The sequence below is a fragment of the Agaribacterium haliotis genome (assembly GCF_002312815.1).
Classification (GTDB): Bacteria; Pseudomonadota; Gammaproteobacteria; order Pseudomonadales; family Cellvibrionaceae; genus Agaribacterium; species Agaribacterium haliotis.
On record NZ_NKQJ01000005.1, the window covers coordinates 18,147 to 44,737 of the forward strand.

Here is a 26,591-nt window from a genome sequence, read left to right on the forward strand (position 1 = left end):
CAAAGGCTTGGGGCTCGATACTGCGGCGCTTAAGGCCTGCTTGTTATCAGCTTAGTTCAGCTCGCCTGGGCACAAAGTGCTGATGCAAGACCGTTTCGATCTGATATTTATGTTTTTTTATGCGCCATGTCGTTGGGTTTTGTGCAATAGCAGTCGCCTGGCTCTTGCCGTGTTGATCGTCTCACGGTGTCGGGAGTCTCGCGGTTCGGGGGCTTACGGTGTCAAGAGTCTCGTATTAGCCTGAATGCGCAGGGAACGCGGCGGCAGTAGGGCGAAGGCTGTAGAGGGTGGGGCTGTAAAGAGCGAAGCAGGAAGGGCAGGGAAATAGTCCGGCTTAGCGGCGCTTGTGCAAGCAAGCGCGGCGCCGTAGCACCGCGCATTGTGGCCCTAGGCAACCGTTACTTTTTCAATTACAACGGTTTCGACAGGCACGTCTTGGTGGCCCATGCTGCTGCCGGTTTTAACCGCTTTGATTTTCTTAACGGTATCTAAGCCTTCGCTGACTTTACCAAATACACAATAACCCCAGCCCTGCGTATCTTTAGAGCGGAAGTTTAAGAAATCATTGTCTTTGACATTGATGAAAAACTGGGCGCTGGCACTGTGCGGATCCATGGTGCGGGCCATGGCGATGGTGCCTTCATCGTTCTTAAGGCCGTTGTCGGCTTCGTTTTCAATTGGCTCGCGCGTGTCTTTTTGCATCATGTCGGCGTCAAAACCGCCGCCTTGAATCATAAAACCGTCGATAACACGGTGAAAAATAGTGCCGTTGTAGTGTCCGTCTTCGGCATATTGCTTAAAATTCGCCGCAGTAACAGGGGCCTTTTCAAAGTCGAGTTCGAGGACGATATCGCCGTAGTTTGTATGAAGCGTGATCATTTGGGGCTCCTTAAGCTAATGAATTCATCGCGACCGAGCTGGTGAGCTTCCCTAGGGCCGCGAGGCCGCTATAATACGCGCTTTCCCGGCTGCGGCAAGGCAGCCTCCGTTATTAGTAAGTAGTGGCCCGTGCATGAGCGAAACTGAAAAGCCTTTGAACTTTCTTGAGCAAATCATAAAAAACGATCTTGAAAGCGGCAAAGTCGCCAAAGTGATCACCCGTTTCCCCCCCGAGCCCAATGGCTTTTTACACATCGGCCACGCCAAGAGCATTTGCTTGAACTTTGGCCTTGCGGAGAGTTTTGGCGGTGAATGTAACCTGCGTTTTGACGATACTAATCCAGCCAAAGAAGAGCTGGCCTATGTTGAGGCGATTAAAAAAGATGTTGAGTGGCTCGGGTTTCGCTGGGCAGGCGAAGTGCGCTACGCCTCAAGCTATTTTGATACCTTTTATGAGTGGGCCCAACACCTGATTAAAGCGGGCAAGGCCTACGTCTGCGATTTAAACCCGGAGCAGGCGCGCGAATACCGCGGCAGCCTGACCGAGCCGGGCAAGCCGAGCCCAACGCGCGAGCGCAGTGTTGAAGAAAACCTCGATTTGTTTGAGCGCATGAAAAATGGCGAGTTCGACGAGGGCTCAAAAAGTTTGCGCGCCAAAATCGATATGGCCTCGGGCAACATTAATATGCGCGACCCGGTGCTCTACCGTATTCGCAAACAGGCCCATCATCAAACCGGCGACAAATGGAATATTTACCCGTCGTATGATTTTGCTCACGGCCAGGAAGATGCGATAGAAGGCATTAGCCACAGCATCTGTACCCTTGAGTTTGCCGATCACAAACCGCTGTACGATTGGTTTATAGAAAACCTACCGGTGCCGAGCAAACCAACGCAGTATGAGTTTGGTCGTTTAAACCTGAATTACACCGTTACCTCTAAGCGCAAACTCAAGCAGCTTGTGGATGAAAACATAGTTGACGGCTGGGACGACCCGCGCATGCCAACCATCGCCGGCTACCGCCGCCGCGGTTATACGCCGGCGAGTTTGCGCAAATTTTGTGACATGATCGGTGTGACGCGCTCCGATTCACTTGTGGATGTGGCGATGCTTGAGCACGCCATTCGCGATGACCTGGATAAAAACGCGCCGCGCGCGATGTGTGTTTTGAAGCCATTAAAAGTGGTGCTGACTAATTACCCGGAAGATAAAACGGAAGCTTTGAGCATCGCAGGTTCACCAAATCGCGACGACCTTGCCGATCGCAGCTTACCGTTTGGTCGTGAAGTCTTTATCGATGCTGAAGACTTCCGCGAAGAGGCCAATAAAAAATTCAAGCGTTTAGTCATCGGCAAGCGCACGCGCTTGCGCGGTGCTTATGTGATTGAAGCCGACGAGGCGATTAAAAACGAGGCCGGTGAAATCATCGAAGTTCGCGCTCGTGTTATCGATGATACCGTCGGTAAAGATCCAGCCGACGGCGTCAAACCTAAAGGTGTTATCCAGTGGGTTGCCGCGCACGAGCACGCCGAATTTGAAGTGCGCCTTTACGATCGTTTATTTAATGTTGAGGCGCCGGGCGCTGGCGGTAAAGATTTCCTCGACGATATTAACCCCGATAATTTGAGTGTGGTTAACAAGGCACTCGGTGAAGTTGCACTCAAAAATGCCGAAGTAGGGCAGGGTTATCAGTTTGAGCGCATCGGCTATTTCTGCCGCGACAGCAAAGCAGAAACGTTAGTGTTTAACCAAACCATCGGTTTACGAGACAGTTTTAATAAAGCCGGCTAATGCCGACTTAAGTGGAAAACTATGCAGTTTACGATTTACAACACCGCCAAGCGCGAAAAAGAGCCATTTACTCCGTTAAACCCAGAAAGCGTAAAAATGTACGTCTGTGGGCCGACGGTTTACAACTTGGTGCACATCGGTAACGCCCGTCCGGCTGTGGTTTTTGATGTGCTAAAGCGTGTACTCGACACCCTGTATCCAGAGGTTGTTTACGCCCGCAATATCACTGATATTGACGATAAAATCATGAAAGCCGCCGCCGAAAGTGGCCGCAGCATCGATAGCATCGCCAATGAATATACCGACGCCTACGTTGCCGATATGGCGGCGCTGAATGTGCAGCAGCCAACGCTCGCACCTAAGGCGACCGATCATATCCAGGCCATGCTCAACATGGTTCAAAAGCTCGTTGATCAGGGCCACGCCTACGCGGCTGAAGGCCATGTGTTATTTGATGTTCGCTCGATGGACGACTACGGCAAACTCAGCAACCGCAGCCTTGAAGATATGCTTGAAGGCGCGCGTGTCGAAGTGGCACCGTACAAAAAATACGGCGGCGATTTTGTTTTGTGGAAACCATCAAGTGAAGAAGAACCCGGCTGGGACAGCCCCTGGGGCCGCGGCCGACCAGGCTGGCACCTTGAGTGCTCGGCGATGATTGCCGAACACTTAGGTGAGAGCATCGATATTCACGGCGGCGGTCGCGACCTGATTTTCCCCCACCATGAAAATGAACGTGCGCAGAGCCAGTGTGCTCACGGTGGCAAGCAGTTTGTGCAATATTGGATGCACAACGGCTATATCAATATCGATGGCGAAAAGATGTCGAAGTCGCTCGGCAACTTCCGCACCGTTCGCGGCCTGCTCGAGCAATATCACGGCGAGGTGATTCGCTACGCCTTGTTATCGGCGCACTATCGCTCGGAACTCGATTTTAGTGTTTCACTGCTCGATCAGAGTAAAGCTTCGCTCGATGGTATTTATACAGCCCTGCGCGCAAGTGCCGCACTGCCTGCTGTTGAGGTGGATATTAAAACCAGCCCGGCTTACGCTGCTTTGCTCGATGATTTAAACAGTGCGATGGCCATCAGTGAGTTGCACGCTTTGGCCAAAGAGTTAAATCGCGATGGCGAAAACGCCAAGCCGGAAACGCGCGCGATGTTGCTTGAGCTCGGTAAACTTTTGGGTTTGTTAACGGTCGATGCAGAGACTTGGTTTAAAGGCGAAGCTTCTGATGAAGACGCTGAGATCAATGCGCTGGTTAAAGAGCGCGATGAAGCCAAGGCTGCGAAAAACTGGGGCCGCGCGGATGAAATTCGCGATGAGTTAAAAGAGCGCGGAATTATTCTTGAAGACAGTAAAGATGGAGCAAGCTGGCGCAGAGCATAATTGAGAATTGTCATTGGTTGTGTGCCGTGAACGGTTGCGGCACAGCCTATCGGGAAACGCCGTAAACCCCTCCTTGGGGGCTTGGCAGCCGCATCCATGCGGCAGACATTCCCGCTAGGCTATGCCGCAACCATTCTGCGAAGCGCAGCGCCAAGTTCTCATTTATTTGAAATGGGAAAGGCTGCTACATTGGCCTGGTACCTGTTTATTTGGCTCTATGCCAAATCGAATATCTCAGAGTGGAAGAAAGGGGCTGTTCAGTTCCATTTGTATCAAACGACTAATAGAAGCGCCTTAGTTAGGCTTGATCCCTGAACAGGTTTGAGCGGGTATCTGCCGCACGGATGCGGCTGTTAAGCGTACAAGGATGTATTTACCGCGCCCCGCGATGGCCTGTTCAGGGGGCAAGCCGAAAATCTCGCACTTCTCTAAGATTCCAAAACCTGAACGTATGCTATTTGTTGTATGACTAACTACCAGGCCTTAGAGGCAAAATTTACTCGTTTACGTGCTAACAAAATTTTCGAAACGTTTGTTATCTCGGTAATTATCTTCTCGGCATTGGTGATCGGGGTGAAAACCTACGATATTCCGCCGCTGCTTGATACCGCCGTTCGTTTTATGGATTGGGGTATTACCGCGTTTTTCCTTGTTGAAATCACCATTCGTTTTATTGGCGAGCCAAATAAAAAAGACTTCTTCAAAAAAGGCTGGAATATCTTTGACACGCTGATTGTGCTTGTCAGCATTATTCCCATCGACAATAGCGATATGGCCGTTATTGGTCGCTTGGTGCGTATCTTCCGGGTATTGCGTATGGTCAGCATGATTCCGGAGCTGCGCATTTTGTTGAGCTCTTTGCTCAAAGCGCTGCCCCAGCTCGGTTATGTCTGCCTGATGCTGTTTATTATTTTTTATATCTATGCAGCCGTTGGTTCAACATTCTTTGCCGAGATTAATCCGGTGCTCTGGGGCGACATTGCCATCAGCATGCTGACTTTGTTCCGGGTGATGACCTTTGAAGACTGGACTGATGTCATGTACGAAACTCAGGCCGTCTATCCGCTTAGCTGGGTGTTTTATTTAAGCTTTATTTTCCTAACCGCGTTTGCGTTTCTAAATATGGTGATTGGCATCGTTGTTAATGTGATTGAGCAAGAACACCGCGCCGACGCCGACGATCCACACAACTTGATTCGCGAAGACTTAAAGCAAGTGCACGCCGAATTGGCCGAGCTTAAAATTTTGCTGAAAGAAAAAGCCTAAGTGCACCGACTGGCGCGTTTTGTTAAATGCCGGCATCTTGAATAACTTGCTCGATGCAGCGGCGGCACTGGTTTTCATAACTGCCGCCAAAGATAGTTAGATGATTGAACAGGTGATAAAGCTGGTACAGCGCTAAGCGCTGCTGCCAGCCCGGCCTGGATTTTTGTTTAAAATAGCGCCGGTAAAAGGCCTCGCTAAAGCCGCCAAACAGCCTGCACATCGCCAGTTCAGCTTCGACATCGCCGTAATAACAAGCCGGGTCAAAGATCACCGGGCGGCCGTCGCTAAATGCGGCATTGCCACTCCACAGATCGCCGTGCAATAAGCTCGCCTCGGGCTGATGTTTTCCAAGCAGAGATTCACAGGCTTGTTTGAGCGGCGCTTCCAGAGGCGCCAAGCTCGCCAGCAAACCGCGCCTATCGGCGAGTTGCCACTGTGGTAATAGCCGCTGTTGCCACCAGAACTGGGCCCAATTGTCACTCTGGCCATTGAATTGTTGGCCCTGGCCACAATAATTATCCTTTGGCCAGCCGTAGAGCGTACTTTTATGGCTGTGCAGCTTTAAGATCAGTTCGGCCAATTGCTCTTGCTGAAGCTTCTCACTGTGCTTGTTTAACGCCTTATCGCCTTGATGAGAGTTGCTTATATGAGAGTTACTTAGGTAAGAGCCATTTAGACAAGCCTCGCTGGTGTCTAACTTGCTCAGCTGCAGATAGTTAAGTACTAAGATCGCGCCAGCGTTAAATTCAAGTAAAAACAAAGCTTGAGGGCAGTGGCCGGGAATACACAGGTTAAGTGTTTGCAGGTTGTCGAGTTCGCTCTTAAGTGGGGCGCTATCGCGCTGGTATTTGGCAAAAAAGCTGCGCGAAGTTGCAGCGGTGGCGGGCTCGCCCGATCTGCCGATAAGGCAGTTTAGTTTGGCGGCTTCGGCGCTGTCGCCACCAAAGAGCGCCTCAATGCTTTCGATTTTAACGGTGGCACGCACTTGCTTGTTGCTATTAGCGCTTGGCGGATAAGGCAGAGCATCACTTAAGTGAGCTTCGATTTGCTGTATGATCTCGGGGCTAAAAACATGCATGTTGTACGGTCTCTTCCTGAGTACTGACGCATGGTAATTTGAAATGAGCCAATTTGAAATTGGCGAAGTTGGCTTTTTTCTGGAGCTATTTATGGGCAAAATTATTGGCGCACTGATCGGTTGGTTCACGCTTGGGCCACTTGGTGCGGTACTTGGTTTGGTGGCCGGCCACTTTTTTGATATCGGTATGAAAAAAAACCGCGAGGCATTTAGCCCAGAGCAGCGGCAGAAAGTTGAGCACGCATTTTTTAGTGCGCTGTTCCCAGTATTGGGTTATTTGGCCAAGGCCGATGGCCGGGTCTCTGAAGAAGAGGTCTCAAGCACCGAAGAGCTGATGCAGCGCATGGGCTTAAACGCCGATCAGCGCAGCGAGGCGATCAAACTTTTTTCCGAAGGTAAACAGGACGATTTTGACCTGCACAGCGCCTTAGCTGAATTTAGTGAAGTCTGTGCTCGCTACACCGACCTTAAGCGCCAGTACCTGAGCTTTTTGATTCAACTGGCCCTGGCCGATGGCAGCTTGCATGAAAAAGAAACAGCGGTGCTTGAACAAGTTGCCGCCGAGCTTGGCTTTTCATCGTTTATCTTTAAACAGCTGATGGCGATGGTGCAGGCCCAAGCCGCGTTTCGCCAACAACAGCAGCAAGGTTATCAAGGTGCTCACGGCCATCAACAGCATCAGGCAGGTTCTGGCTTTTTTGGCGCTGCCTCTGAACTCGAGACCGCCTACAAAGCGCTGGGGCTCGAATCGAACGTCAGTGACGACGAGCTTAAGCGCCGCTATCGCAAGCTGATGAGTGAAAATCATCCCGACAAACTCGCCGGGCAGGGTGTACCGGATGAAGTGGTGCGCCAGGCCACCGAGCGCTCTCAGGAAATTCAAACAGCCTACGACCTGATTAAAAAGAGCCGAAAAAATAAATGAGCTCTTTAAGCCGTATATTTATTTGCTTGTTCTTGCTGCTCAGTGCCGATCTGTGGGCCTGGTCGCGCGATGTGCACAAAAACATTGCCGATGCGGCGTTTGTGCGCTTACCGGCCGAGGCGCAAGCCTATTATTTTAAATTAATGCACTACGCACCCGATGACTCGATGTATTTTTCCGATTTGAGTCCGTGGGTCGATTCGGTGCGCAAACAACCGATTGCTGAATTGTACGCCAGTTATCAGGCCGAAGTGCCGCTGGCGCTGATGCCCGTCGCGCGCTCCCACAGCACGCGCTGGCACTGGAGCAACGCCAGTGTGTATCGCCAGCGCGGCGCCGAACAGTGCTCGTTTCGAAATGCCGGCCAGCTTGAAACGGTTTATCCTGCACTTGAAAAAGCCTTACAGGAACCGCTTAGCCCGCAGGCCGAGCTGCTGACCCTGGCGTTTATGATGCATCTTTTAGAGGATGCCCACCAGCCACTACACACCATGACCATGCTGCGAAAAAACTGCCAAAGTGACCGCGGTGGCAACGACTTTTGCCTGATAAAACAAGCCGGTTTTTGCAGTATGAACTTACACAGCTACTGGGATTCGGGCCAAAGTGTTGCGAGAAATAAAACGTTCTGGAAAAACCTGAACTTAGAGCCGGCCTCAGAACTGCCTTTGCAGATGCAGTTTAATTTAGTGTTAAGCGAAAGCCAGCGCGAAAAAAATAAAGTCTACAACACCGACGAAAACCGCATGCCGCACCCAAACTACCAAAGCTGGGCCGATACATTTAGCCGCGAACGTTTAACTAAGGCGGTGTCTAGATTAAATGCGTTATTACTGGCGCATTGGCGGGATAAACATATATAGCCTCATCGTGCCTCAACAAAGAGGCCCAATGAGGCTATTTAACTAGCTCTCTAGCTGCAGTTTAGATTGGAAGCTGATGCCGCCCGTACTTTATTCCCCTCTGCCATTCCGGGGATTATGTTGCCGTTGTTATCGTAGAGGTGCCAGTGCGCCCAAACCGTGATTGACGTTGTTTCAAAGTCGTTGAAAGTCTTACCCGACGGATACTTAAATGATGATAACGCATAATTACTACTAGATTTACCTGAAGTGTTGCTAATGCTTGTACCGTCAAAGAATCTCCCCCAGACACTCATGGTGTAGTAGTCCGCTTCTCGAACAGGATAACCACCTAAAGATGAGATAACAGGGTCCCAGGATGCCAAGACAGCTTGACAGTTGGTAGCAGCAACGGCACGTGCATTTTTCATCGCTGCCAGAGTTGATGAAGAGAGCAGTAAAAGTAGAGATATGAGAAATATATTTTTCATTACTTGAGTTCCTTTCAAATGTTATTGTTAGACCTGCAATCTCGCAGGACCTGTAGAATAACGATCTATTTAATCCGGATCTACGTTTTCAGTATTATTTTTTGATGATCAAGATGACAAAAGACTTGGTTTTGATAGCCGTCAATTTCGGTGTCTGTGTTTTCGGTTTGTATCGTCAGTTGAGGTTGATTTGGATGCGTTTTTCCCTGTTCTTTTAAGTTAGTGCGTGCATTGCTTGTAGTGAAAAGTGGTGGTGTAGTAATTTTTTTATTTTGTCTCAGTGAATTCTCTGATGAGACTTTTTGAAGTAATTCCTCTATATATTAGTGACTGATGAAAGATAGATTTGTATTAATCACAGGCTGTTCAACAGGCATTGGCTATTCGGCGGCGCTTATATTGCACAAGCGCGGTTATAAAGTGATTGCCACTGTCCGGTCTGACGAAGATGTAACTGCGCTACAGAAAGAAAATATTCCCTACGTATTGAAGATGGATCTTCGCGATTCGCAATCCATTGATCAGTGCGTGGCTGAAGTAGGGCGCATCACTGGCAATAAGTTGTTTGCGCTGTTTAATAATGCCGCATACGGCCAGCCGGGGGCGGTTGAGGATATCAGCCGCGATACCTTGCGCCAGCAGTTCGAAACCAATTTATTTGGCACTCACGAGCTAAGCTGCAAGCTGCTGCCAATGATGTTGAAAATGGATGATGCTCGTATTGTTCAGAACTCTTCGATCCTTGGATTCCTTCCGATGCCAATGCGAGGTTCTTACGTCGCATCAAAATATGCGCTTGAAGGGCTGACATCGACGATGCGTATGGAAATGTCGGATACCAATATTAAGTTCAGCATTATTGAGCCCGGGCCGATCCTAAGTAATTTCCGAGCCAATGCCTTAAAAGCCCTGCAGGATAATGTTGATTTTGATTCAAGCCGCCATGGCTGGCGCTACGTTGCAGCAATCGGGCGCTTGAGTAAAAAGGGGGCAACATCGAAGTCGACACTCGGGCCAGAGGCGGTGGTGGATAAGTTAATTCATGCGCTGGAAAGCCGAAGGCCAAAAAATCACTATTACGTTACAACGCCAACCTATGTAATGGCCGTGCTGACGCGCATTTTACCCAGCCGATGGATAGATAAAATTTTGCTGAAATACGCAAAAAGCGAATAGTTAGTTTGTCGGATTTTTCGTTTGCGGTGCTTTGCGTCTGACTCAACTCTTTTTATTTTGTCATCTTTTTGATCTTAAATACGCTTGATTTGCACTTTTTTTAACCGCTGGTCAGAAAATTTTCGCTTGTAAACGTTGTCAGGTTTTTGCGTGCGCAGGTTCTCGGATATGGGTGTATCGCCTCACTAGTATGCGCGGGTGCTTCAAATTAAGTCTTTAGTATTGAAGCGCTGACGATAATAGCGAGCAGGGATAGCCACTATTGTCCTGTTTTCTATTTGGACCTGATGCATAACTATGAAACGCCTGACTGCCGATTCGAGCCTTGGCCACGTGTGCCTGGCTTTTATTTGTCGCTTGCGCCAATTTTTTTGTTGCTTGGCTGCGATATTAATTCGTATTTTTTTTCGTACACCTAACATAGGTTTGCCTTTGTGCGCACTGAGATCACCGCGGCCCTTAAGCCAAGCCCGAGCAGGCTTGAATAAATACCTGTTTTTAAGTGTGATTTTGCTGGCGCTCAGCGCCTGTGGCGGTGAAAGCAAAGCGCTGCTGCCATCGATTCCTGAAATACTGATCAGTCCCAGCGCAAGCGCGACGCCGGTGCCTGAGGCCAGTGCAACAACATTGCCTGTGATGCCGTCGCCTGTGCCAGTGTTGTCGCCGTCGGCAAGGCCCGAGCCCAGTGGCCAGCCGAGCGTTATGCCGAGCAGTTTACCTAGTGCTGAGCCGAGCTCTCTGCCCAGCACACCAGCCTCGCCTTTGCCTTCAGCTTCGCCGGTGCCGACGGCGATGCCAACACCGACACCAACACCAGCATCAACACCTGAGCAAACGCCTGTGCCGTCACCGAGCCCGGCTTCGCCTGTTGATGACAATATTAGCAATGCGCAAAACAATTTGGCCTTTGCTAAACCGGCCACTCAAGACAGCACCTGGTCGCCTTACGCGGCGGCCAGGGCGGTCAATGGTCGCCTCGACGATTATCAGCACACCCAAAATACGCAAAATGCCTGGTGGCAAGTCGATCTTGGGCAGCAGCATGCGATCAGCGCGATCGATATTTACAATCGTGAAAATTGCTGTCAGGAGCGGCTCAATAATTTTTATGTACTGGTCTCGGCCGAGCCTTTTGTTTCTGAAGAATTGCAAGCGAGCTTAGCTCAAGAGGGTGTGCTGGCGATTCATGTCGATGCAGTTGGTGAGCATATAACGCTCGATCTGGATAAACACGCGCGCTATTTGCGTGTGCAGCTGCTCGGCAAAGGTTATTTACATATGGCGGAGTTTGCCGTTCGCGGTGAAAAACTCGCGCCAGAACCGCAAATTAGCGGCCTGCCCGAAAGTGGCGAGCTGATCGCGGGCGACTCGCTGAGTATTTCTGTGAGCACTGCGGACGACAGCGCGGTGCAGAGCATCGATCTTTTTCTTAACGACGTACTCGTTCGCACGGAAACGCAGTTGCCGTTTACCTGGAACGCCGAGATGCAAGACGATGCGCTGTTGCAAAATTTGGCCGCAGGTAGCTATCGTTTAAAGGCCTTGCTTACTGATGTGCAGGGGCGCAAAGCCGAGCAGGTCGTTGAATTTCAGGTTGCGCAAAAGCTCGATGAAGACTGCGAGCCGCACGAGGCCATTCGCTATATTGAACAAACTTGTGCGAACTCCGCCTGCCACGGCGGCGGTGCCTATCCGCTGTTGACGAAGGCCGGCATCGCTGTGCTTGGCGAGCTTGAAAGTAAAATTAAACCCGGTGAAAAAATGCTGGTGGCCGGTGACCCCGCAACAAGCTGGCTGCACAAAAAAATGGATGGCTCTCAGGGCGACGGCGGTGGCGCGCTGATGCCGCTTGGTGCCGCCTCGCCAAGTGATGGCATGTCGGTGGTGACCCAGTGGATACTCGACGGCGCCAAGACCTGTGACGCTGAACCTGACGATACGCCGGTCAGTCACCCGAATGCGCTCGATCAAACACGCTTGTTCAGCTGCGCCTCAGCCTCGGCTCAGCGCTCATCGCCAGCGCGCATGCGCCGTATTCTGGGCGATGAATACAGCAGCGCTTCGCAGTATCGCCGCGACGATATTGAAGTGCTTGAGCGCAGCGCCGGCGCGTATTTTTCAACCGAAGGCGCCGGTCTTTCGCTGGATCCGGGAACGGTTGAGTTATTGTTCTTAACTAAATTTAATTTCTTGCGACCGTGGACGGAAAACAACGTCAACGGTTGGCGCAGCATGTACAAGCTCGAAGGTGTACACAAACATGAAGATTTTGAGTGCATGTTTAAAAGCGGCACGGTCAGCGATGCCTGTCGCGATGCTTACGTTGCCTTAATTCTGGAAAAGCGCGCGCTGTTTCGCACACCTACAACAGAAGAAACCAGCTTAATTCGCGAGGTGCTCGACAACGCACTTGCGCAAAATACCTCGCGAAAAAAAGCGCTGGAACTTACCGTGTTTACCGCCAGTTTACTGCCCGGTGCGCTGTTTCGCTCCGAGCTCGGTGACGAGCAGGGGCGCCTGCGTGCCGATGAATTGGCCCTGGCTTTAGCTGCGGTGTTGTCACCGTTCCCGGTCGGCGCGCCGTTTTTTTCCGATGAATTATTTGCCTCGGATCCAGATGCCGACGACCGTTCGCGCGGGCGCTTTGGTGCCATTAAAAAAGCCGCCGAAGACGGCAGTATTTTTGACCCGGAGGTGCGCAAGGCACTGCTGCGAAAATACGCCTTTGGTGTCAGTACCGAGCGGCCAGATCTGGTTAGGCCTCACAACGAATTTGATGCCCATGCTAACTGGCGCGGCGCGTATTGGTTGGCGCCAAATATTCAGAAATTCTTTCGCGAGTGGTTGGATTATGACGAAATTACCTTTAAACAGTCCGCGGCGAGTACCTCGGCGTTTGAAGATGTTTTCAGCGTGAATAATTTCTACAGCTTTTTTATTGCCGAAAGTGGCGCAGTGAACAGCCGCAAGCGCGGTCGGCAGCCGATGCTGGCCGATGCGCTCGACGATGTTATTGCAAGGGTGGTGATTGAAACGGATGCCGATGATACGGATGTGTTTCGCGAATTAATGAGCACCAACCGTTTTATGCTGCCGGCCAATATTGGGGCCGAGTTGCAAAATATCGCTGAAGATCGCATAGAAAAACGCTTTGGCATGGTTTACAACAGCGATGAAGCGATCAGTAAAGACCGCAGCGAGCGCTGGAAACAACTGCCCGAGCGCACCGGCGTTTTAACGCACCCGGCCTGGCTCGCCGCACACGGCGACGCCAACGAAGACGGCCCGAGCTTAGTGCTGCGCGGTAAATGGATACGCGAGCACTTGTTTTCGCAAAGTGTGCCCTCGCTTGAATTTGTTATGGTCGATGCGCAGTTGGCGCCATCTCACCCGGATGTCAGTGCCCGTGAGCGCGTACGCCAGGCGACGGAAACCGGGCCGAGTGCCGCGGCGTGTCGCGGCTGCCACGAGAAAATGAATTCGCTCGGTTTGCCGTTTGAAGACTTTAACCACGCCGGTTTTGTCCGCGCCTACGACAGGGGAGACGGCGGCGTTGATTCGAGCACGGTCATCAACAATTTGCCGGATGAACAATTAAATCGAAGTTACACCAGCGGCAAAGAGTTTTTAACGGCGCTGTCCGAATCCAATTACGCCAGGCGCGGATTTATTCGCCAAAGTTTTCGCTATTTTATGGGCCGCGCCGAACGCATTGAAGACAGTTGTACCTTGGTTGAGATGGAAAGCGCGCTTGATCAAAACGGCTCATTTATCGATATGCTGCAAGCATTGGTTGCCAGCGAAACATTCACTCACCGCAGTCACGGAGCCGCACAATGAACAACTCGTTAATTAAACTTTTGTTCTCGCCAAAAGCGGTGAGTCTGTCGCGCCGCAGCTTGTTAACCGGTGCCGCCAGCACCGCCGGTTTGACTTTGTTCCCGCTGTTAAATCAACTGGCTCTGGCGAACACAGTAAAACCGCGGCGCTTTGTGTTTTTTGTTGAAGGCAATGGTGTTGAGCCCATTACCATGCTGGCGCCGAGTGCTCGCCAGGCGCTTAACAACAGTTTTTTAAATGAACTCGCCTCGCACCGCTACTGGTATGAGCAGTACCGTCACAGCGCGGTGATGGATATAGCCAGCCCGGATTTGGCCGAGGCAAAAAGCTTGGCCTCGCTTGAGGGTTTGGCCGATCGCGCCAGCGTTGTTTTTGGTCTGTCGTCAAAAATCTCTGGCGGTGGCCACAGTAATTTTCACGGCGCTTTGGCCTGTGCCAAAACCTCAAACCTGGTGCCGGGCGGGCCAACCATCGATGCGCTGCTCGCCGCTGCTGTCGGCTCAGAGACACCCTTTGATGCGATGCGCCTCGGTGTAATTAACTCCGGTGCGAGTTTGGATTTTGGCATTACCGCGCTGCGCCGGGGCAAAGCGTCGCCGGTGGTTATGAACCCGAATACGGCGCGCACCATCTATTTTGCGCCGGCGGTTGATGCCGTTGGTTTTTCCGAGCGCGCGCAAGTCTACGATGTTATTCGCCGTGGCATCGACAGCTCACTGCAGCATTTCCCATCCGGAGCTGAGCGCGCCAAATTGGAAGCTTACGCCGAGTCCATTGATGTGCTCGCCAATCGCCACGACCGGGTTGCCGGCCACTCGTTTGCAACGATGGATATTCCCGGCGCCATCGACACGGCCGACCCGCTTGAAAAGTACGCGCAGCAGGCCAAGCTTGCCACGGCTGCGCTAATCGGTGGTTTAACCAATGTTGCGGTGCTGCCAATTGGCAGCAGCGGTGAAGGCGCTTTTGATCTTCGCTACGGCGGCGCTTACAACATTAATCGCCACTCTTTGCACCACCAGGCCGAGACTAAAAGCGGCGAGGGCGGCGGTGAGTTTGCCGATATGATTCACGCAATTACCGCAGACAAAATTAAAAACATGACAGACATGGCCAAAGCGCTGGCGGCGACGCCCGACAGCGACGGTGAAGACATGTTGGCCAATACCGTATTGGTGTATTTACCCGATACCGGAGAGCGCCACCACTCGCGCGCTGCAGAGTGGCCGCTACTTATTATTGGCGGCGAAGCGATGGGCTTAAAGCAGGGTGGGCGCACCTTGGTGTATCCGGGTATAAAAGAAGATGCCCACCGCCAGCTTTCCAATGTCTGGAATACCATGGGGCACCTTGCCGGCTTGGATTTAAATGATTTTGGCGCAGAGAGTGAACAAACTCGCAAGGCGCTTGGGCCTTTGTCTGAGCTGATGTCTTAACACGCAGCTGGCCGGTCGTTAGTGAGCGCCCGGCCCGGCATCACTTTTTGCCGTTGGCTGGCGCCAGATCCACAAGCTGACGCCGATGCCAACCGTCAGCAAAATTACACTGACAACTAGCTTGTTGACGATCAGCATTGATAGCAACAAACCCAGCCATAACACGGTGGACATACGACATTTAAGCGGCATCGAAAGCCCCTCGCCATTTTCCCACGCGCGAATAAAGGGCCCGAGTCTCGGGTGCTGGTGCAGCCAACGGTGAAAGCGTTCGGACGAGCGGGCAAAACACCAGCTGGCACCGAGTAAAAATACGGTGGTTGGAAGAAGGGGGAGGAAAATACCGGCAATACCCAGGCCGACTAAGAGCCAGCCCAGAGTAGCTAAAGCTGTTTTTTTCATTAAGCGTCGCGGTTTATTGTTACTAATGCAAGCTTAGTCGAGCGCGAGGCCAAACTAAAGTAAGCAGATCAAAACCCGCTTAATGAAAACTTCCGTTGCAGCGTATTTAAACCGGCTCGACGTTTTCGGCTTGTGGGCCTTTGGCGCCTTGGGTTTCTTCAAAGGTGACCGCTTGGCCTTCTTTGAGTGTTTTAAAACCTGAACCTGTGATATTGCTGTAATGAACAAAAAGGTCGCCACCATCTGCGCGGGAAATAAAACCAAAACCCTTACTTTCATTAAACCACTTAACGGTGCCGTTTTGCTTCTCTGACATGCTTGATTCCTATAACACTTTAATACTGGGGCGCGCGAGGCAGCCACGTTCCTGTTTGGCGGCTGGTTAAACATCTAGCCGTTAATTGAAAAAGCCATCCTGACTTTTTCGCTACGCGAAAAGCGGCCGAGTTATCGGTGCTTTCCCGGCAGCGCCGGCGCACGTGGCACTAGCTCTGCCCAACCTCCCTGTTATAGTCTTTATCAATCGTGTTGACGTCTTACCTCATGGGGCTTAATTGCCCCAGATCAAGCATGTTGAGCCCTGACTGTGACGGGTTTATTACATAACTTATTGATCGCGAGAATAAGGTAAGCGCGGCATATAGGGTTTTATAGATGCAAGAACTGTGTCATAAATTTTGACCGGGTCTGGATTTAAGCCCGCCTCCATGCGCCGACTCAGCAGCGTCATAGGGAATATGCAGTGTTCACTGTTATCAACACACACGGCGTGGCTGGCGCCGAGCTCATCTTCATAGACTTGCCAGTGCAAACTTCGGTTCTCGTGTGCATACACATCGCCCATTGCTGCACCAAAAGCTTGCAAGGTTTGGGTATCTGCATCGGCCAAATGGCCGCGATTAATCATTTGCTGAATCAGGTACAGATCGTTGCGCGTTTTGCGCAATTGGCGGCCGAGTTTGGCGCGTACAAGATCGTCGGCCAAGCTGCGCTGACGTTCGAGAAATTGCTCGTTCATAAAATTCAAATCGCGAATTTGCGGTTTGTCGCTCGGCGCTTCAAGTTGGGGGCCAAAGGTGATTTGAGCCTGGGCCACAGGCGCCAGCAAAAAAATAAAAACGAAGGCTAAATTAATTCGAAACATGGGCAAGTACGGAGCTGTTGCTGAAGTTATCACTGGTATTGATCAGGCTGACATTGGCGCTGTTTAAATCCAGCGCATTGCTGCGCCCGCAACTGTGGGCGATCAGCTCAACGCTGTCAACGAGGTTAGCATGATAGTTGGCAACGCGGTTTGATTTTAGTTCCGGGTCAAGGCCGCGCTGCATTTTGGCATTGTGAGTGGTGATACCGGTCGGGCAGCGATTGTTGTGGCACTGCATGGCCTGGATACAGCCGATCGCAAACATAAAACCGCGGGCGCTGACACAAAAGTCTGCGCCGGCGGCGAGGGCCATGGCCACGGCCGCGGGGTTAATCAGTTTGCCAGAGGCGATTAAACAGATGCGGCCGCTAAGGCCGTGTTTATCGAGCGCTTCTTTTACCGCCGGTAAGCTGTAGCGAAGGGGCAGGCCAACAAAGTCCATCAGCGGTTGGGGCGCGGCGCCCGAGCCACCTTCGGCGCCATCGACGGTGAAAAAGTCGGGCCGCTTGTTATTCTCAAGCGCAGCGACTTTTTGACAAAAGCTATCTATCCAGCTGACGTCGCCGAGCACAAATTTGATACCCACGGGTTTACCTGTCAGCTGTTTTATCTGTTGGATAAAATCGATAAGCGCCTCGTCGTTATCAATGCCCGGTTGGCGATTGGGGCTGATTGAGGCCTGGCCTTCTTTGATGCCGCGAATGTCTGCAATTTCTTTGCTGACTTTGTCGGCCGGCAGGATGCCGCCCTTGCCGGGCTTGGCACCCTGGCTGAGTTTAATTTCGAACATTTTAATGTTGTCCATCGCCGCCAGCGTTTTGATTTTTTCTTGATCGATATTGCCGTGTTGATCGCGAACACCGTAGCGCGCCGTACCAATTTGGAAGACCAGGTCGCAACCGGCGCGGTGATAGGGGCTCAGGCCGCCTTCACCGGTGTTCATCCAGCAGCCGGCTTTGGCAGCGCCCTGGGCCAGCGCGCTGACGGCAACTTTACTCAGCGCGCCATAGCTCATACCGCTGATATTAAAATACGACTGCGGCTGGTAGGGCTGTTGGCACAGCGGGCCGATCAGTGCAGGCTGGCTCGTTTCGACATCGTCCTCAAGCACGGGATAGGGCGCATTGAGAAAGATGGGCATATTGGCTTTGCTCAAGTCGTTGCTTGAGCCAAAGGCGTTGCTCAACTTGTTTTTTTTGGCCGCGCGGTAGACCCAATTGCGCAGCGCGCGGTTAAACGGCAGCTCTTCTCTGTCCAGGGCAAAAAAATACTGGCGAAAAAATGTACCGAGGTGCTCAAAAAGATAGCGAAATCGGCCGATGACCGGGTAATTTCGTCGTATTGTGTGTCTACTTTGTGAAACATCTAGCAGGTATAAAATTACGATGTAAACTAGCAGCACCAGGATGACGGAGCTGAAAAGAAGGGCGAGGATACCGAGTAGGTTAAAGATTAGGTGCTCGTTCATTACTGTTTAGCGGCCACGTATAAAAATTGTTAGAGGATCTACTATGAAGAAGTTTGGGAAAATTATACTGTCTTTACTCGCCATACTTGTGCTTGTTATTGCTGTAGCGCTTTGGTATGTGTTCTCCAATCTCAATGAAATTGTTAAAGAGATTGTCGAAAAAGAAGGTTCGGCAGTACTGCAAACGCCGGTCAGTTTAAACCATGTCGATATTAAATTGATGGACGCCCGAGCGACGCTTGGCCAGTTTTCGATCAAAAACTACCCGGGCTTTAGTGAAAAGAATCTCGCCGGCTTCGATGACATTACCGTTGCCATGGACCCTGCAACCCTTGAAGGCAAGGTGATAGTGCTCGATGAAATTGTGATCGATGGCGTTAATGTGGTTGCCGAACAAAAAGGCAAAAGCACCAATATTCAGACTCTGCTAGACAAATTGCCTAAATCCGACAGCGCTGACAGTGAAACTTCGGCAGACAGCAGCACAAGTGAAGAGCCTTTGCTGGCGATTAATAAACTGCGCTTTACCAATAACTCACTGAAGTTTGTTACTGAGAAATGGGGCTCTAAAACCCTGAAGATGCCGGATATTGTGCAAAACAATATTGGCAGTGCCAGCCACGGCCTAACGCCTAAGCAGGTGACCGAAGCGATTATTAAACCGCTGCTTGAACAGGCAAAGAAAAGTGTTAAAGACGCCGCTGAACAAATGGCGCGCGAACACCTTGAAGATCAGTACGGCGAGCAGATCGACGACGCCAAGAAGCAGCTTAAAGATAAACAAGATGAGCTGCAGGCCGATGCCGATGCCAAACAAGCCGAACTCGAGGCCCAGGCTAAGGACAAACAAAAAGATATGGAAGACCAGGCAAAAGATAAACTGAAAAAACTGTTTTAATGCTTGAACTGGCCTCACTTGTTGTCGATGAGACAGAACACTTCTGGCTGTTGGATAAGCCGGTTGACGTTGCTGTCAACGATGACGCTGATCACGCCGGTTTGATCAGTCAGTTTAAAGGGGGCTTTGGTCTGACTCAGGCCCACCCGGTGCACCGCCTCGACAAAGCCACCAGCGGTTTATTGCTGGTGGCCAAACACGCCGAGGCGAATGCAGCGCTGAGTCAGGCCTTCCAACAGCGCGCGGTTGACAAGCGCTACCTTGCGGTTGTTCGGGCCAAACCCGGGCAAAAAATTAAAAAGAAGTCCGGTCTGATAAAAGGCGATATGAAGCCGAGTCGCTCGGGCAGCTGGAAGTTGTGCAGCTCGCACGAAAACCCGGCCATAACACGCTTTGTTAGTTTTGCGTTGGGCGAGCGGCGCCGTCTTTGCTGGTTAAAACCGAGCACGGGCAAAACCCACCAGCTGCGTGTTGCCATGAAAGCGCTGGCTGCACCTATTGTTGGCGATCAGCGCTACGGTAGCGAGCCGGCCAGTCGCCTACATTTACACTCGGCCTACTTAGCTTTTACCCTGTTTGGCCAGCATTACGCCTACTATCGCTGGCCTGCAAGCGGCGAGTTTTTTCACTGTGCTGAGGCACTTGAGCACAACAATAAAGATGTTTTACTTAAAAGCCTTTAGCCAGTTAAAAGCCTTTAGCCGATTAAAAGCCCTTAGCGGGTTAAAAGCCCTTAGCGGAAGAAAAGCCCTTAGCCGATTAAAAGCCTTGAGCGGAATAAAAGCCCCTAACCAATTTAGCGCCTTTAACAAGATAAACATTTCTGGCTTATTTATTCGCACTGGGCTTGTATTGGCTGTTGCGCTAGCGCTTGGTGCGTGTGAGCGGGCACCGCAGCGTTCAGATAGCGCCTCTGAACTTAAAAAAACGGCCGAGCAACAAGGGCCGGTGCAACAAACAAAACTGCAGCCAAATAAAGCGACATTAAGCCCGAGCCGCTGCTGGGATTTACTGAACGACAACGGTTTAAACCTGCAGTGTTTTTATTGGCAAGATGCACACCTTGAGCAGCGCAGTCGCGCGCTGCGTATTTCTTCATCGCTGGTGCCGGCCGAACACTTGCTGATTTACGTCGCCGGTGGCCCCGGTCTCGGTGCGTTGACCGCTGAAAATTGGGCGCAGTATTGGCTGGATTGGTATGCCGAACACAAGCCCGGTTTTGATTTGCTTATTTACGATGCCCCTGGCGTAAAAGGCTCGTCTGCGTATTGGCGCTGCTCGGCTTATGAAAATACCGCGCTGGCCTTAACATCTCAAAATATCAGTTTAAAAAACGAAGTTGAACAGCTCGATGCTCTGTTAAAAACCTGCCTTTACGACTACGACCAACGCTTAAAAAAGCAGGGCCTTGAGCGCGGCCTGCATGCGTTTAACGCCCTCGACTTTGCCGAGAGTTTACAGGGGCTTGTCAATGCGATGGCCTATGACAGTGTGCACTTGTGGGGCGTATCTTACGGTACGCGCGTGGCGATGCTTGCAGGTGAAAATAAAAAAGTAAAAAGTCTGGTGCTCGACGGTGTCTACCCCTTGTCCAAAGGTGGCTTGTTTGAGCAACTAAACAGCGTACAGCGCTCTTATCGTTTGCATCAGCGCCTGGCCAAAGAATTAATGGGCGAGAACTATGATTATTTAACGCAATACCAAAACTATGAGGCCCAGCTTAAGCAACAGACACAAACATTCCGTGTGCAACTGTGGCCAAGCGGCGAGCCACTTACGATAGTCTTGACGCCCGAGCGCCTGTATCAGCTGCACTTTCAGTTGCTCTACGCGCCACAGCAGGCCAAGCTCTGGTATCGTTTTTTACAGCAGCCGGCTAAATATCAAAAGGCGCTACAGCGTATGTTGGAAACAGTGATTAACAGCGCTTTCGATCGGGACTTTAACAGTTTGCTGGCCATCACCGCCAACTGCCAGGATGCAGCGCCAGTAGCTAAAAATGACTACGACAAACTTGCCGCTCAAGTCGATGTCGGGCCGTTTGACTGGCAGTGGTGGTGGCAGGTCGATATCTGTGGCGACGATGTGTTTGCCGTACAGCAAAATATCGTTGATAGAGACCAGTTGACTACACTGCTGAAAAATAAGCGCATTCTGATAAGCGGTGGGCGCTGGGACCCGGTCACACCATCAGCGTGGGCGCACGAAAGTCTGGGTGATTTGAATGCCGAGTGGTTGCTGGAGTTTCAGCACCAGGGCCATGCGTCGTTTGCGTCGTGGCCTTGTGCCGGCCCTGTGTTAGATCGTTTTGTCAGCGGCGAAACACTTCGCTTTAAGTGTAAACAAGCAAGCGAGGCGTTTTGGCAGTTGCTGGCTTTTGATCAAGCAGGGCAGCCTCGCAATTAGTGCGCGCGGTCGATGTTTGTGATCTGTGTTTACGATCTGTGCTCACAATCTATGTTCACTGCAGTTTTGCAATTCACTCGATAAGCCAGCCCTAGTCAAACTCAAGTTAGCGCATCAAACTTTAAGTGTTGTGAGTTACTTTAAGTACTTTAAAACTCTTATTGTTGGCAACGGTGCTCGAGCTCATATTGAGCTGCTTGAATTGTTTCTCTATGCCAACAAAGGCGTTGCATACCAACCAGGCCTGACCTTTTTGTTTGAGGCGATCGGCGATGGCTCTAGCAAAACTTGCGCTTAGTTCCTGGCTGTGGGCCTTGCCTTTGTGAAACGGCGGGTTACAGATAATAAAATCAAATTGTTGATTTAAGTTTTTGCCGGCGTCATCGGCAATGCATGTCGCGTTTATCTTGTTTAATTGAAAGTTGTGTTGGCAGGCTGAAATAGCGGCCGCATTGTTGTCGCTGGCCACAATGTTTTTAAAGCCCAGGGCATCGGCAGCAAAACTTAATAGGCCAGAGCCGCAGCCAAGATCAAGCGCGGATGCGCCATTTTGGGCGAGCTGGCTTAGGCCGGCAATATCGAGCTGATCGATTAAAAATAAGCTACCGGCATCGAGTTTTTTCCAGCCAAAGACGCCGGGTTTGCTTTCGATTTGGTAGCGCTTGCCGCCGAGCTCTAATTCGGCGACGGCGCGAAATGTCTCGTAGGGGCCATCGTCGAGCTGAGCGTGTTTGTGGTGCTGGTGCTGGTGTTCGTGCGTGTGTTTGCGCTGCTCTGTCGAACTCGCAAGCGTATCTGGGCCGGGCTCAAGTGTTGCGCAGTACAACTCGCCGTGCTTTTTTATCTTGCCTGTCATGCCCAGCTGCTTTTTGCATTTATCAACATAGGCTTTGATGCCGTCGTCTTTGCGGCCAATGAGCAACAGCTCGCCGCCTGGCCTTAAATGCCCTAAGCAGAGGTTCAGCGCTCGGTGCACACAGAGTTTTTCTTTGCCAACACGCAGTGCGCAGAGTTGAAATGAGCCCGCGCTTGCTTCTAGGTGATAGTCGCTAAATACCGTGTTGGCGCCGAGCTTTAGTAGCTCATCGGCAATATCTTTGCGTGCGCTCAGCAGTGTGAGCTCGGTCAGTGGCAGCGCCGCGACCACAGCGCAGTTAAAAGCCTCATCGCAAATGAGCAGCGCCGGCTGCTGCTTTTTTTCGTTGATGGCCGTGCTAAGTTCTTGCTGCAGTAAACGGTTGGCTGCGTCCATAGGTCTTTGTGTGTATTTGCTTGTGCTTTTTTAAATGTTTAACCCGGGTCAAGCTCGGGCGCTCGGGCTTTTATGCTATAAAGCTGAGCTTTGAAACGGAAAATATTAAAACAATGCAATTTCATCGGCGCTTAGCTGGCGAAACTGCCCGGCTTTTAGCTGCGGATCAAGTTCAAGTTCGCCTATGCTAAGCCGAGTTAGTTGTGTTACGTGGCTGCCTAGCGCGGCCATCATGCGTTTCACCTGATGGTAGCGACCTTCTTGTATTTTTAGCTGCACCGTGAGCCTGTCGAGCTCTATCAGCTGGGCCGGCAAGGTCGCTTTGTCTTCACCGCGAAGCATCAGCCCTTGGTTAAGTTGAGTTTGGGCATCGGCCGGCAGCGGCCTTGCAAGTTCCACTTGGTAGAGCTTAAAACACTGCTGCTTGGGCGAGCAAATTCGGTGATTCCACTGGCCGTCACTGCTTAGCAATAATAAACCGCTGGTGTCGACATCGAGACGCCCGACGATGGCCAGTTTTTTATGGGGTACAAAGTGCGGCAGCTGAGTTTGGTTGGCGTTTGGCGCTACTGCTTTGTCTGCGCAGTAAAAGTTGCTGTCTGTCAGCAGGTCAAATACGCAGGGCTGCTGACTGTCGCGCCGGGCGCTGACATACCCCGGCGGTTTGTAAAGCATTAGGTATTGCTCGCCTTGCAGCGCCAGCGGCGTCGAGTCAAGCTCGATACAGTCGATGTTGTTTTCAACCTGCTGTTTGGCATCGTTACAAACAAGGCCGTTGAGCCGAATGCGCCCAGACTTAAGCTGTTTTTTAACGTCGCTGCGGCTCAAACCCGAAGCTTCAGCGATGTATTTATCCAGGCGCATGGATGGCTCTTAGCTGTTTAGCTGGTACTGATTAGGTGTTGCTTATGGTATTGCTTAGGCGTTTTTGCTGCTTTTTAGTGGCCATTGGGCTTTGGCCGCGTTTAGGCGCAGGCAAAACTTAAGCAAGAAAATCTTCACCACTTTCAACACTTTGGTAAATAAGCGTATTGATGGTCATCGGTCCAACGCCGCCGGGAACCGGGGTCAGCGCCGAGGCTTTTTCGGCCAGTGGACCAAGCTCAATATCGCCAACACCACCCGGGTGATAACCGGCATCAACCACAACGGCGCCTTCTTTTACCCACTCGGCTTTAATAAATTCGGGGCGGCCGACGGCGCCAACTAGGATGTCAGCTTGGCGGATATGGCTTTCAAGGTCTTGGGTGCGGCTGTGGCAGATGGTGACGGTCGCGTTGGCGTTTAACAGCATCATTGCCATGGGTTTGCCGAGAATAGGGCTGCGGCCGACCACGACAGCGTGTTTGCCTTCGAGCGGGATATCGTAGGCCTTCAGCAGGCGCATGATGCCGGCCGGCGTGGCGCAGCCGTAAGCTTTTTCACCCATGGCCATGCGACCAAAACCCAAGCAGGTCACGCCGTCGACGTCTTTGCGCGCGTCGATGGCATCAAAGCAGGCGCGCTCGTCAATTTGCTCGGGTACGGGGTGCTGCAACAGGATGCCGTGCACGGCGTCGTTGTTGTTAAGCTGCTCAATTTTGTCCAGCAGCTCAGCGGTTGTCGTAGAAGAGGGCAGCTCAACTTGAATGCTGTCCATACCTATGCGTTTGCAGGCATTGCCTTTCATCTTTACGTAAGTGGCCGAGGCCGGGTCGTCGCCGACAAGGATGGTGGCGAGAATGGGCGTTTTGCCGCTTTTGGCCGCAAGCGCCGCAACGCGTTGACTCAGCTCTTGTTCGGTTTTTTGGGCCAGCGCCTTACCGTCGAGAATCAATGCCGTCATAGGAACTACCTTAAGGGTCAGAAAATTTGAGCGCATTTTCCCACAGCTTCCGCTTGAAACAAACTGCTCTGTATATAGCCGCGGTCAGAGTAGGCTGAGTCGGGCTGGACTTTGTTTGATTATTGAACGCTGCCTGGGCTGTATAAAAAGGCGCCACAAAAAACTGAGAAAAAACATAGATTTGGGCGTTGACGAATGAAAAACTCGCGAGTAAGATGCGCGTCTCTTGTTTAGGGGGCCTCGGCTTTCTATCTGTCGGAGTGTAGCGCAGCCTGGTAGCGCACCTGCTTTGGGAGCAGGGTGTCGGGGGTTCGAATCCCTCCACTCCGACCATTACTTACCCCTCAGTCGAGCGCCCGTAGCTCAGCTGGATAGAGCAACGGCCTTCTAAGCCGTCGGTCACAGGTTCGAATCCTGTCGGGCGTGCCATTTGCACAGCCAAGCGAACCTAAGGGTTTTAAGGGTAAGCAAACTTTGTTCTTCGCCTGCTACACTCAGGCAGTAAGACGCTCTATGGTGGCTGTAGCTCAGTTGGTAGAGCCCTGGATTGTGATTCCAGTCGTCGGGGGTTCAAGTCCCCTCAGCCACCCCATCTTCTATTTATCTTGTTGATTCCCGTAAACACTAGCTAACTGTTGCCATAGGCTGTTGCACGTTTTAAGTCAGCTTTTGACCGGCTCGTTTTTCCGCAGTGTTTTTAGTGTCTGTTTTTTTAAGCTTTTTTTGTGGGTAAAGCGGTGTGCCTATGTCGGTGTGTCTCGCTTTTAGCTTTTTATGCTTTACGTTTTTCAGGCGTGGATTATTTTCAGCTTTGCATTAAAAGCACAGCGCATAAATAAGTGAAAAACTAAATAAACACGAACGCGCGATGCTTTTTCAGGCGGCGGGGCAGGTAACTGTTGATATTAAAACTATCTAAAAACAAAAAGGCCCTGCTAAGGCGAATAGCCAGGCAGGGCTGTGGCTTTATCTTTTATTTTTTCATTGCGCTTTTGCTTTTGTATTTTGATACCGAGTGAATCACGCGGTCGCCTTCAAAATACACAGTAAATTTCGGGTATTCCCAAAAGTAGATCGGCGGCTGGCCATTGGGGCCGTGGCGGCTTTCGGGCGCGCCGTATTTTTCTTCAACCGCGGCTTTGCTCATTGAGTGTTCGGGTTTGTCGGTGACGGCATCGTTTTGAGTGCCTACAGGCACGCGTATTTCATCGGCGAGAACGGCAGCGGAAAAGCTTAGGCTGAGGAGAAGGGTGGAAATCAATTTCATAGGGACCTCGACTAGGGTTTAGCTGGCTTTCTAGCCTGTACTTGTGATTTTAGAACTTGGCGCGCAATGGTTTGCCGGTCTTTATCGTAAATTTGATGGAACTTCGCTGCAACCTGATATTTATCTTCTTTTTGCACACAGCGCACGATTTGAGCATAGCTGCAGGCCATTGCGTAGTGCGGCAGGAAGATCAATTTTAATGCAATAAAGCTGTCTTTATATAACGAGCGCTCGCAAATAAAGCCGATGCCGTCTTCGCTGAGGCTGACTCGGGTTTTGGCTCGGCTCTTTAGGCTCTGCTCGGAATTTAACAGCAGCTGGCGGCCAATCAGATCGACTTTCTGATTGAGGTTGTTTAAGAAATCGCCGAGCAAGCGATTTTTTTCGGCAATCAATTTAAGGCTTTGGCTGGCTTTTTTATCGAGCTGACTGAGTTTGTGCACCAATTGCAGAGCATCGTCTTCGCCCTCAAAAAGCTGCTCGGCCGCTTGCTCTTTGATCGCGGTGCTGGCGACAAGTTTGAACTCAAAGTGCACGTCTTCGTCGATGCGAAAGGAGTCTCGCCGGTCTGTCATTATCCGTATTTCCCCGATTTTTTAGTGCGCTGGGCCCGGGCTTAGGTTGGCTTGTTGTTAGTTTTAGCTCGGCGCTCATTTTAGCCAGATGCTAACTTGAGCTGGGTACTAGTTGCGTGGTGGGCTTGGCCGCCGTTAAGTGCTTTCTTTAACTATGACCAAGATACGCATATTGGCAAGCGAAAGCCTGTGCTTTAGGGTAGACTTCGGCCTCGTTGAGAAAAATCCAGCTGACTTCAC

At 51.3% G+C, this 26,591-nt stretch carries 23 protein-coding genes and 3 tRNA genes; 14 read left to right on the forward strand and 12 right to left on the reverse strand.

Annotated features, from left to right (window positions below; all coding sequences use genetic code 11):
- Positions 1-387: 387 nt before the first annotated feature.
- Entirely contained in the window at positions 388-879 is a 492-nt protein-coding gene (locus tag CFK45_RS07190; protein WP_096085771.1) for a peptidylprolyl isomerase, read from the reverse strand.
- Positions 880-1,012: 133 nt separating this feature from the next.
- Here CFK45_RS07190 and CFK45_RS07195 point away from each other — a divergent pair, with 133 nt between their 5' ends.
- The 3 genes from CFK45_RS07195 (at position 1,013) to CFK45_RS07210 (ending at position 5,326) form a co-directional block, all read left to right on the forward strand.
- Positions 1,013-2,671, forward strand: coding sequence for a glutamine--tRNA ligase/YqeY domain fusion protein (locus CFK45_RS07195; RefSeq protein WP_096085772.1), 1,659 nt, complete (start codon positions 1,013-1,015; stop codon positions 2,669-2,671).
- A 21-nt stretch (positions 2,672-2,692) separates the two neighbouring features.
- Entirely contained in the window at positions 2,693-4,060 is a 1,368-nt protein-coding gene (cysS, locus tag CFK45_RS07200) for a cysteine--tRNA ligase (RefSeq protein WP_096085773.1), read from the forward strand.
- Positions 4,061-4,525: 465 nt separating this feature from the next.
- On the forward strand, positions 4,526-5,326 hold the full coding sequence (locus CFK45_RS07210) for an ion transporter (protein ID WP_096085775.1): 801 nt from the start codon (positions 4,526-4,528) through the stop codon (positions 5,324-5,326).
- A 22-nt stretch (positions 5,327-5,348) separates the two neighbouring features.
- On the opposite strand, the gene CFK45_RS07215 is transcribed toward CFK45_RS07210, so the two are convergent.
- Complete coding sequence (locus tag CFK45_RS07215; RefSeq protein ID WP_143247500.1) at positions 5,349-6,404, reverse strand: fructosamine kinase family protein; 1,056 nt, start codon at positions 6,402-6,404, stop codon at positions 5,349-5,351.
- Between the two features lie 43 nt (positions 6,405-6,447).
- Here CFK45_RS07215 and djlA point away from each other — a divergent pair, with 43 nt between their 5' ends.
- Both djlA and CFK45_RS07225 read left to right on the forward strand, forming a co-directional pair.
- A complete protein-coding gene (gene djlA, locus CFK45_RS07220) occupies positions 6,448-7,329 on the forward strand; it encodes a co-chaperone DjlA (protein ID WP_239923605.1) in 882 nt (293 codons plus the stop codon).
- The gene (locus CFK45_RS07225; protein ID WP_096085776.1) at positions 7,326-8,192 is read left to right on the forward strand and encodes a S1/P1 nuclease; all 867 of its coding nucleotides are present in this window, start codon (positions 7,326-7,328) and stop codon (positions 8,190-8,192) included. The genes djlA and CFK45_RS07225 overlap by 4 nt, the downstream gene beginning before the upstream one ends.
- Before the next feature lie 50 nt (positions 8,193-8,242).
- On the opposite strand, the gene CFK45_RS18250 is transcribed toward CFK45_RS07225, so the two are convergent.
- Positions 8,243-8,662 (reverse strand): hypothetical protein, encoded by a 420-nt coding sequence (locus tag CFK45_RS18250; protein WP_143247501.1) that lies wholly within the window; start codon positions 8,660-8,662, stop codon positions 8,243-8,245.
- 333 nt (positions 8,663-8,995) lie between these two features.
- Here CFK45_RS18250 and CFK45_RS07230 point away from each other — a divergent pair, with 333 nt between their 5' ends.
- The 3 genes from CFK45_RS07230 to CFK45_RS07245 all read left to right on the forward strand — a co-directional run bounded on the left by CFK45_RS07230 (position 8,996) and on the right by CFK45_RS07245 (position 15,114).
- The gene (locus tag CFK45_RS07230; protein ID WP_096085777.1) at positions 8,996-9,838 is read left to right on the forward strand and encodes an SDR family NAD(P)-dependent oxidoreductase; all 843 of its coding nucleotides are present in this window, start codon (positions 8,996-8,998) and stop codon (positions 9,836-9,838) included.
- A gap of 480 nt (positions 9,839-10,318) precedes the next feature.
- Positions 10,319-13,678 carry a DUF1588 domain-containing protein gene (locus CFK45_RS07240; RefSeq protein WP_143247502.1) on the forward strand — a complete coding sequence of 1,120 codons (3,360 nt, stop codon included), beginning with the start codon at positions 10,319-10,321 and terminating at the stop codon, positions 13,676-13,678.
- The gene (locus tag CFK45_RS07245) at positions 13,675-15,114 is read left to right on the forward strand and encodes a DUF1552 domain-containing protein (RefSeq protein WP_096085780.1); all 1,440 of its coding nucleotides are present in this window, start codon (positions 13,675-13,677) and stop codon (positions 15,112-15,114) included. Before CFK45_RS07240 ends, CFK45_RS07245 begins: the two co-directional genes overlap by 4 nt.
- 18 nt (positions 15,115-15,132) lie before the next feature.
- Here the strand turns inward: CFK45_RS07245 and CFK45_RS07250 are convergent, their stop codons facing one another.
- From CFK45_RS07250 to CFK45_RS07265, 4 genes are all read right to left on the reverse strand, one after another.
- Positions 15,133-15,516: a YbaN family protein gene (locus tag CFK45_RS07250; protein ID WP_096085781.1), complete on the reverse strand. Its 384-nt coding sequence runs from the start codon at positions 15,514-15,516 to the stop codon at positions 15,133-15,135.
- Between the two features lie 106 nt (positions 15,517-15,622).
- Positions 15,623-15,832 (reverse strand): cold-shock protein, encoded by a 210-nt coding sequence (locus CFK45_RS07255; RefSeq protein ID WP_096085782.1) that lies wholly within the window; start codon positions 15,830-15,832, stop codon positions 15,623-15,625.
- Positions 15,833-16,123: 291 nt separating this feature from the next.
- Positions 16,124-16,612 carry a DUF3806 domain-containing protein gene (locus CFK45_RS07260; protein WP_158224628.1) on the reverse strand — a complete coding sequence of 163 codons (489 nt, stop codon included), beginning with the start codon at positions 16,610-16,612 and terminating at the stop codon, positions 16,124-16,126.
- A gap of 34 nt (positions 16,613-16,646) precedes the next feature.
- Positions 16,647-18,128, reverse strand: coding sequence for an FMN-binding glutamate synthase family protein (locus tag CFK45_RS07265; RefSeq protein ID WP_096085784.1), 1,482 nt, complete (start codon positions 18,126-18,128; stop codon positions 16,647-16,649).
- A 43-nt stretch (positions 18,129-18,171) separates the two neighbouring features.
- Between CFK45_RS07265 and CFK45_RS07270 the strand changes: the two genes are divergently transcribed.
- The 3 genes from CFK45_RS07270 to CFK45_RS07280 all read left to right on the forward strand — a co-directional run bounded on the left by CFK45_RS07270 (position 18,172) and on the right by CFK45_RS07280 (position 21,432).
- The gene (locus CFK45_RS07270; RefSeq protein ID WP_096085785.1) at positions 18,172-19,026 is read left to right on the forward strand and encodes a DUF748 domain-containing protein; all 855 of its coding nucleotides are present in this window, start codon (positions 18,172-18,174) and stop codon (positions 19,024-19,026) included.
- Positions 19,026-19,709, forward strand: a complete 684-nt coding sequence (locus CFK45_RS07275; RefSeq protein WP_096085786.1) for a pseudouridine synthase — start codon at positions 19,026-19,028, stop codon at positions 19,707-19,709. The genes CFK45_RS07270 and CFK45_RS07275 overlap by 1 nt, the downstream gene beginning before the upstream one ends.
- A 169-nt stretch (positions 19,710-19,878) precedes the next feature.
- Entirely contained in the window at positions 19,879-21,432 is a 1,554-nt protein-coding gene (locus CFK45_RS07280; protein ID WP_158224629.1) for an alpha/beta fold hydrolase, read from the forward strand.
- 121 nt (positions 21,433-21,553) lie between these two features.
- On the opposite strand, the gene CFK45_RS07285 is transcribed toward CFK45_RS07280, so the two are convergent.
- From CFK45_RS07285 to folD, 3 genes are all read right to left on the reverse strand, one after another.
- Entirely contained in the window at positions 21,554-22,684 is a 1,131-nt protein-coding gene (locus tag CFK45_RS07285) for a class I SAM-dependent methyltransferase (RefSeq protein WP_096085788.1), read from the reverse strand.
- Between the two features lie 105 nt (positions 22,685-22,789).
- Complete coding sequence (locus CFK45_RS07290; RefSeq protein ID WP_096085789.1) at positions 22,790-23,548, reverse strand: pseudouridine synthase; 759 nt, start codon at positions 23,546-23,548, stop codon at positions 22,790-22,792.
- A 118-nt stretch (positions 23,549-23,666) separates the two neighbouring features.
- The gene (gene folD / locus CFK45_RS07295) at positions 23,667-24,509 is read right to left on the reverse strand and encodes a bifunctional methylenetetrahydrofolate dehydrogenase/methenyltetrahydrofolate cyclohydrolase FolD (protein ID WP_096085790.1); all 843 of its coding nucleotides are present in this window, start codon (positions 24,507-24,509) and stop codon (positions 23,667-23,669) included.
- Between the two features lie 256 nt (positions 24,510-24,765).
- On the opposite strand from folD, the gene CFK45_RS07300 reads away from it, so the two are divergent.
- The 3 genes from CFK45_RS07300 (at position 24,766) to CFK45_RS07310 (ending at position 25,101) form a co-directional block, all read left to right on the forward strand.
- Positions 24,766-24,842 (forward strand) — tRNA-Pro (locus tag CFK45_RS07300).
- Between the two features lie 19 nt (positions 24,843-24,861).
- Positions 24,862-24,938, forward strand: a tRNA-Arg gene (locus CFK45_RS07305).
- 87 nt (positions 24,939-25,025) lie between these two features.
- A tRNA-His gene (locus CFK45_RS07310) sits at positions 25,026-25,101 on the forward strand.
- Positions 25,102-25,482: 381 nt separating this feature from the next.
- Here the strand turns inward: CFK45_RS07310 and CFK45_RS07315 are convergent.
- Positions 25,483-25,776, reverse strand: coding sequence for a hypothetical protein (locus tag CFK45_RS07315; RefSeq protein ID WP_096085791.1), 294 nt, complete (start codon positions 25,774-25,776; stop codon positions 25,483-25,485).
- An 11-nt stretch (positions 25,777-25,787) separates the two neighbouring features.
- Entirely contained in the window at positions 25,788-26,351 is a 564-nt protein-coding gene (locus tag CFK45_RS07320; RefSeq protein WP_096085792.1) for a PilZ domain-containing protein, read from the reverse strand.
- Positions 26,352-26,591: the final 240 nt, after the last annotated feature.